We start from the raw sequence: 4863 nt of genomic DNA, 5'->3' as shown, positions 1-4863 counted from the left end.
CCTACCGGGCCCCGGGCCGCTTCCAGCACAACTTCGTGCGCGAGCACGCCCTGGACCTCGCCGCGACCCGGCGCGGCCTGGACCCGGTCGAGCTGCGCCGGCGCCGGTAGACCGGGTCCCGGCCCCGCCCGGCCGCCGCCCGCCCGGCCGGCTCCCGCGCGAGCAGGGCCAGGAGCCGGCGCCGCAGGGCCCGCCGCCGGATCCCGGCCACGATCCACGCGCCCACCCACAGCAGGAGCGTGGCGGCGCCGAGCGTCGTCCCCAGCCTGTGGACGAAGGATCCGTCCATCACGGCTCACCCGCCCGCACGATGCGCAGGCACCACAGCACCCCCAGCAGTTCCAGCAGACCGCCCACCACCAGGCAGGCCAGGCCCAGCGGGGTGTGCAGCAGCACCCGGAGCGGATCGGCGCCCATCGCCGTCCCCATCAGCAGCCCGACCACCGGCAGCACCGCGAGTACCACCGCCGTCGACCGCGCGCCCGTCAGCTCGGCCCGGAGGGACTCCTCCCGGTCCCGGTCGGCCCGTAACGCCGCTTCCAGCCGTTCCAGCCCGGCGGCCAGGGCTCCGCCGCCGTCCACCGACACCCGCCAGCAGGCCGCCATCCCGGCCAGCCCCTCCGCACCGGTCTCGTGGGCGGCCAGCCGCAGCGCCCCGGGCACGTCCCCGCCGAACGCCGCGGCGGCCAGCACCCCGGCCTCCGCCGCACCCGGCCCGCCGGGCCCGGCGGCCGTCCGCCGCATCGCGGCGGTCAGCGCCTGACCGGGCTGGGCCCCGGCCCGCAGCTCCCCGGCCACGGCGCCGCACAGGGCCAGCACCTCCGCCGCCCGCGCGTCCCGGGCCCGGGCCCGCTCCCGCCGCCGCAGCCAGCGCCGTAGCACCGGGACGGCGAGGAGACCCGCGGCCAGCGGGACCGGCGAACCGGTCAGCAGCGCCAGCACCGCCCCGGCGAGCGGGCCGGCCCACTCCCGCCGCCGCACCGCCCCGGCCCGGGCCGCGGCCAGCAGCCGCTCCCACGGCGTCGGCACCCCCGCCGGGGGCACCGCGGCGCCTCCCGCCAGGACCAACCGCGCCCGCCGCGCGGCCCGGTCGCCGCCGGCCGACAGCGAGACCGCGGCCGCGGCGCACAATGCGGCGGTGAACAGGGGCAGTTGTCCCGGCCATCCCGTCGCCCCGCTCATCGCACACCTCCCAGCAACGGCCGCAGCCGCTCCCAGCCCCGCTCCCGTACGAAGCCGCGCGCCGCCCAGCGCAGCGCGGGCACGGTGACCACCAGCCCGGTCGCGTCCCGCTCCAGAACATGGATCTCGGCGACCCGCCGCCGCCCGTCCCGCTCGCGCACCAGATGGACCACCAGGTCGAGCGCGGCGGCCAACTGGCTGTGCAGGGAGGCACGGTCGAACCCGGCGGCCGTGCCGAGCGCCTCCAGCCGGGCCGGGACGTGCGCGGCGGCGTTGGCATGGACCGTCCCGCAGCCGCCCTCGTGGCCGGTGTTGAGCGCGGCCAGCAGGTCGGCCACCTCCGGGCCGCGCACCTCGCCCACCACCAGCCGGTCGGGCCGCATCCGCAGCGCCTGCCGGACCAGGTCCGCGAGGGTCACCAGACCCGCACCCTCCTGGTTGGCCGGCCGGGTCTCCAGGCGCACCACGTGCGGGTGGTCGGGGCGCAACTCGGCGGAGTCCTCGGCCAGGACGATCCGCTCCTCGGCACCCACCAGCCCCAGCAAGGCGCTGAGCAGGGTGGTCTTGCCGGTGCCGGTGCCGCCCGAGACGACGAACGACAGCCGGGCCTCGACGACCGCCCGCAGGATGCGCGCCCCGCCGGGCGGCAGGGTGCCCGCGGCGACCAGCTCCTCCAGCGTGAACGCGCGCGGCCGCACCACCCGCAGCGACAGGCAGGCCGAGCCGACCGCCACCGGGGGCAGGACGGCGTGCAGCCGGGTGCCGTCCGGCAGCCGGGCGTCGACCCAGGGCCGGGCGTCGTCGAGCCGCCGCCCGGCGACCGACGCCAACCGCTGCGCCAGCCGGCGCACCGTCTCGGCGTCGGGGAAGGCCACCCGGGTCAGCTCCAGCCCGCCGCCGCGGTCCACCCACACCCGGTCCGGCGCCGCGACCAGGACATCGGTGACCTCCGGATCGGCCAGCAGCGGCTCCAGCGGGCCGGCGCCGACCAGCTCCGAGCGCAGCTCGGCGGCTGCGCCGAGCACCTCGGCGTCCCCCAGCAGCCGGCCCTGGGCGCGCAGCGCCGCGGCCACCCGGGCCGGGGTCGGCTCGGCCCCGCTCTCGGCCAGCCGCCGGCGCACCGCGTCGAGCAGGCCCGCGCTCATGCCGTCACCCCCTGCACCGGGGCCAGGGCCCGCTGCCAGAAGCCGTCGCAGAACGCGCCCAGCGGTCCCCGCCCGTGCGCCCCGGGCGGCTCGCCCTCGGCCACCCGGCCGGGCAGCCCCACCTCCCTCGGCACCTCGCCCGCGAGCGGCACCCGCAGCAGCCCGGCGACCGCCTCGGCGTCGAGCCCGGCCGGGCAGCGGCCGCGCACCACGGCGCGGACGTCCCGGGCGGCGATGCGCACCCCCGCGGCGACCCGGGCGGCCGCCGCGACCGAGCGGAGCTCGCCCGGCACCACCAGCAGCACCAGGTCGAGCTGGGCGAGCACCTCCGCCACCGCCTCGTCCACCCGCCGCGGCAGGTCGACCACGACCACGCCGCCGCGTCGGCGGGCGGCGGCCACCACCGACCGCATCGCCGCGGGCGGCACCACCACCCGGTCCCCGCGGTCCCAGCTGAGCACCCGCAGCGCGTGCAGCTCGGGCAGGGACTCGGCGAGGGCCCCGGCGGCCACCCGGCCGCGCGAGCGGGCGAAGTCCGGCCAGCGCAGCCCTTCGGCGCCCTCGCCGCCGAGCAGCACGTCCAGCCCGCCGCCGAGGGGGTCGCCGTCGACCAGGATGGTCCGCTGCCCGGCGCGGGCGGCCGCCAGGGCCAGGGCGCAGGCCAGGGTGGAGGCGCCGGCGCCACCGGCACCGCCGATCACCCCGACCGTCAGGGCGGGCCGTCCGGCGCCCTCGACCACATCGGCGATCCGGTCGACCAGCTCGCCCTCGGCCTCGGGCAGCCGCAGCACGCGCTCGGCCCCGAGCTCCACCGCCCACTGCCACACCGGCGGCTCGGCCGGCTCGCGTCCGACGAGGAAGACCCCCGCCCGGCGCGGTGCCCCGCGCACCCGCCGGGCCGCGTCGTCGCCGACGAGGACCAGTGCGGCGCGCTCCCACGCGGTTTGCTCCGGCACCGCCTGCTGCACATGCGGCTCGGCGCCCGCCGCGGCGCACAGCCGTAACAGGTCGTCCAGCAGCGCCGGGTCCTCCGTGACGATCAGCGGCCTGCCCTCGCCGGGCACCGCCCGCTCCGCCGCCCCTGGTGCTTCACACGACTTCGATCCAGCCACGTCCCGCCGCCCCCTTCTCGCCGAAATCCACGACCGCGCGAACTTCGCGGCCGGAATCACCGTGCAGCGATCCGGGAAAACACGTGGATCTTGGTCGAAAACTGTGGACGGTATGCCCCCTGTGAATAACTCGCTCACCCCAACAGGTGAGTTTCACAGTGCTGCGGAACGGCTACACAGCGTGACGATTCCAGGGTGACAAGGCGCGATGCCCGATCGGGCGCGTCAAGGGGAAGGAACGAACTGCCGGGCGGACGAACCGCGTCCGGACATGCGACGACCCCCGCCGGGGGGGAGAGCGGGGGTCGTCCCCACGGCCGACTCGGGGGGGGAGGAGTCGGACCGGGTTAGCACGGTCGCGAACGATCCGTGACTTCCATGGTGTACCCGAAGGCCTTCTCAGGCAAACCCACGCGCCCCACCTTACGCCGAATGGTGGGCGCATATGCTCGCCTCGTGGAAAACCAGTCCTTGCCGCACTCCTTGCCTCGCACCGCAGCCTTCTTCGACCTGGACAAGACGGTCATTGCGAAGTCGAGCACACTGACGTTCAGCAAGTCCTTCTACCGTGGCGGTCTCATCAACCGCCGGGCCGTGCTGCGCACCGCCTACATCCAGTTCATCTTCCTGGCCGGCGGTGCCGACCACGACCAGATGGAACGGATGCGCGAGTACCTGTCCGCCCTGTGCAAGGGCTGGAACCAGCAGCAGGTCCGCGAGATCGTCGCCGAGGCCCTGCACGACCTCATCGACCCGATCATCTACGACGAGGCCGCCTCGCTGATCGAGGAGCACCACACGGCCGGCCGCGACGTGGTGATCGTCTCCACCTCGGGCGCCGAGGTGGTCGAGCCGATCGGCGCGATGCTCGGCGCCGACCGGGTCGTGGCCACCCGCATGGTGGTCGGTGAGGACGGCTGCTTCACCGGCGAGATCGCGTACTACGCCTACGGACCCACCAAGGCGGAGGCCGTGCGCCAGCTCGCCGAGTCCGAGGGCTACGACCTCGCGCGCTGCTACGCGTACAGCGACTCGGCCACCGACCTGCCGATGCTGGAGGCGGTGGGCCACCCGCACGCCGTCAACCCGGACCGCGCCCTGCGCAAGGAGGCGTACGCGCGGGACTGGCCGGTGCTGGTCTTCAACCGTCCGGTCCGGCTCAAGCAGCGGGTGCCCGGACTGTCGATGCCGGCCCGGCCGGCGCTGGTCGCGGCGGCCGCCGTCGGCGCGGCCGCGGCCACGGCGGGCCTGGTCTGGTACGCGAGCCGGCGCCGGGCCGGCGCGGCGGCCACCGCCTGCTGACCGCCGTCCGAGCCACGCGGGATCCGGCGCGACGCGGACCGTCCGTGACGCCGCCCCGGCGTGGTGCCGCCCCGGCGTGACGCGGACCGTCCGCGACGCGCCGGATCCCGCGTGGCTCGGAC

At 77.1% G+C, this 4863-nt stretch carries 5 protein-coding genes; 2 read left to right on the top strand and 3 right to left on the bottom strand.

The features are described 5' to 3' along the window. Positions 1-110, top strand: a 110-nt coding sequence (locus tag EF918_RS39360; protein WP_148141303.1) for a molybdopterin cofactor-binding domain-containing protein, incomplete at its 5' end; no start/stop codon positions are given. Positions 111-288: 178 nt separating this feature from the next. Here the strand turns inward: EF918_RS39360 and EF918_RS32595 are convergent. Genes EF918_RS32595 through ssd form a run of 3 tightly spaced genes read right to left on the bottom strand, consistent with a single transcriptional unit; the run spans position 289 to position 3439 of the window. Further along, complete coding sequence (locus EF918_RS32595) at positions 289-1182, bottom strand: type II secretion system F family protein (protein WP_125652517.1); 894 nt, start codon at positions 1180-1182, stop codon at positions 289-291. After that, complete coding sequence (locus EF918_RS32590; RefSeq protein WP_125652516.1) at positions 1179-2327, bottom strand: TadA family conjugal transfer-associated ATPase; 1149 nt, start codon at positions 2325-2327, stop codon at positions 1179-1181. Before EF918_RS32590 ends, EF918_RS32595 begins: the two co-directional genes overlap by 4 nt. Beyond that, on the bottom strand, positions 2324-3439 hold the full coding sequence (gene ssd, locus EF918_RS32585; RefSeq protein ID WP_125652515.1) for a septum site-determining protein Ssd: 1116 nt from the start codon (positions 3437-3439) through the stop codon (positions 2324-2326). The genes EF918_RS32590 and ssd overlap by 4 nt, the downstream gene beginning before the upstream one ends. A gap of 432 nt (positions 3440-3871) precedes the next feature. Here ssd and EF918_RS32580 point away from each other — a divergent pair, with 432 nt between their 5' ends. Then, positions 3872-4741 (top strand): HAD family phosphatase, encoded by an 870-nt coding sequence (locus EF918_RS32580; protein ID WP_125652514.1) that lies wholly within the window; start codon positions 3872-3874, stop codon positions 4739-4741. Positions 4742-4863 lie beyond the last annotated feature (122 nt).

The sequence above is a fragment of the Streptomyces sp. WAC06614 genome (genome assembly GCF_003949795.1).
GTDB lineage: Bacteria > Actinomycetota > Actinomycetes > Streptomycetales > Streptomycetaceae > Streptomyces.
The sequence above is the reverse complement of the archived record's forward strand: the minus strand, read 5'-3'. Positions and strand labels throughout refer to the sequence as shown.

Excerpts from the sequence above, each read along its gene's own strand:
- EF918_RS32590 (WP_125652516.1), bottom strand. The coding sequence starts at position 2,327 with ATGAGCGCGGGCCTGCTCGACGCGGTGCGCCGGCGGCTGGCCGAGAGC.
- EF918_RS32595 (WP_125652517.1), bottom strand. The coding sequence starts at position 1,182 with ATGAGCGGGGCGACGGGATGGCCGGGACAACTGCCCCTGTTCACCGCC.
- EF918_RS32580 (WP_125652514.1), top strand. The coding sequence starts at position 3,872 with ATGGTGGGCGCATATGCTCGCCTCGTGGAAAACCAGTCCTTGCCGCAC.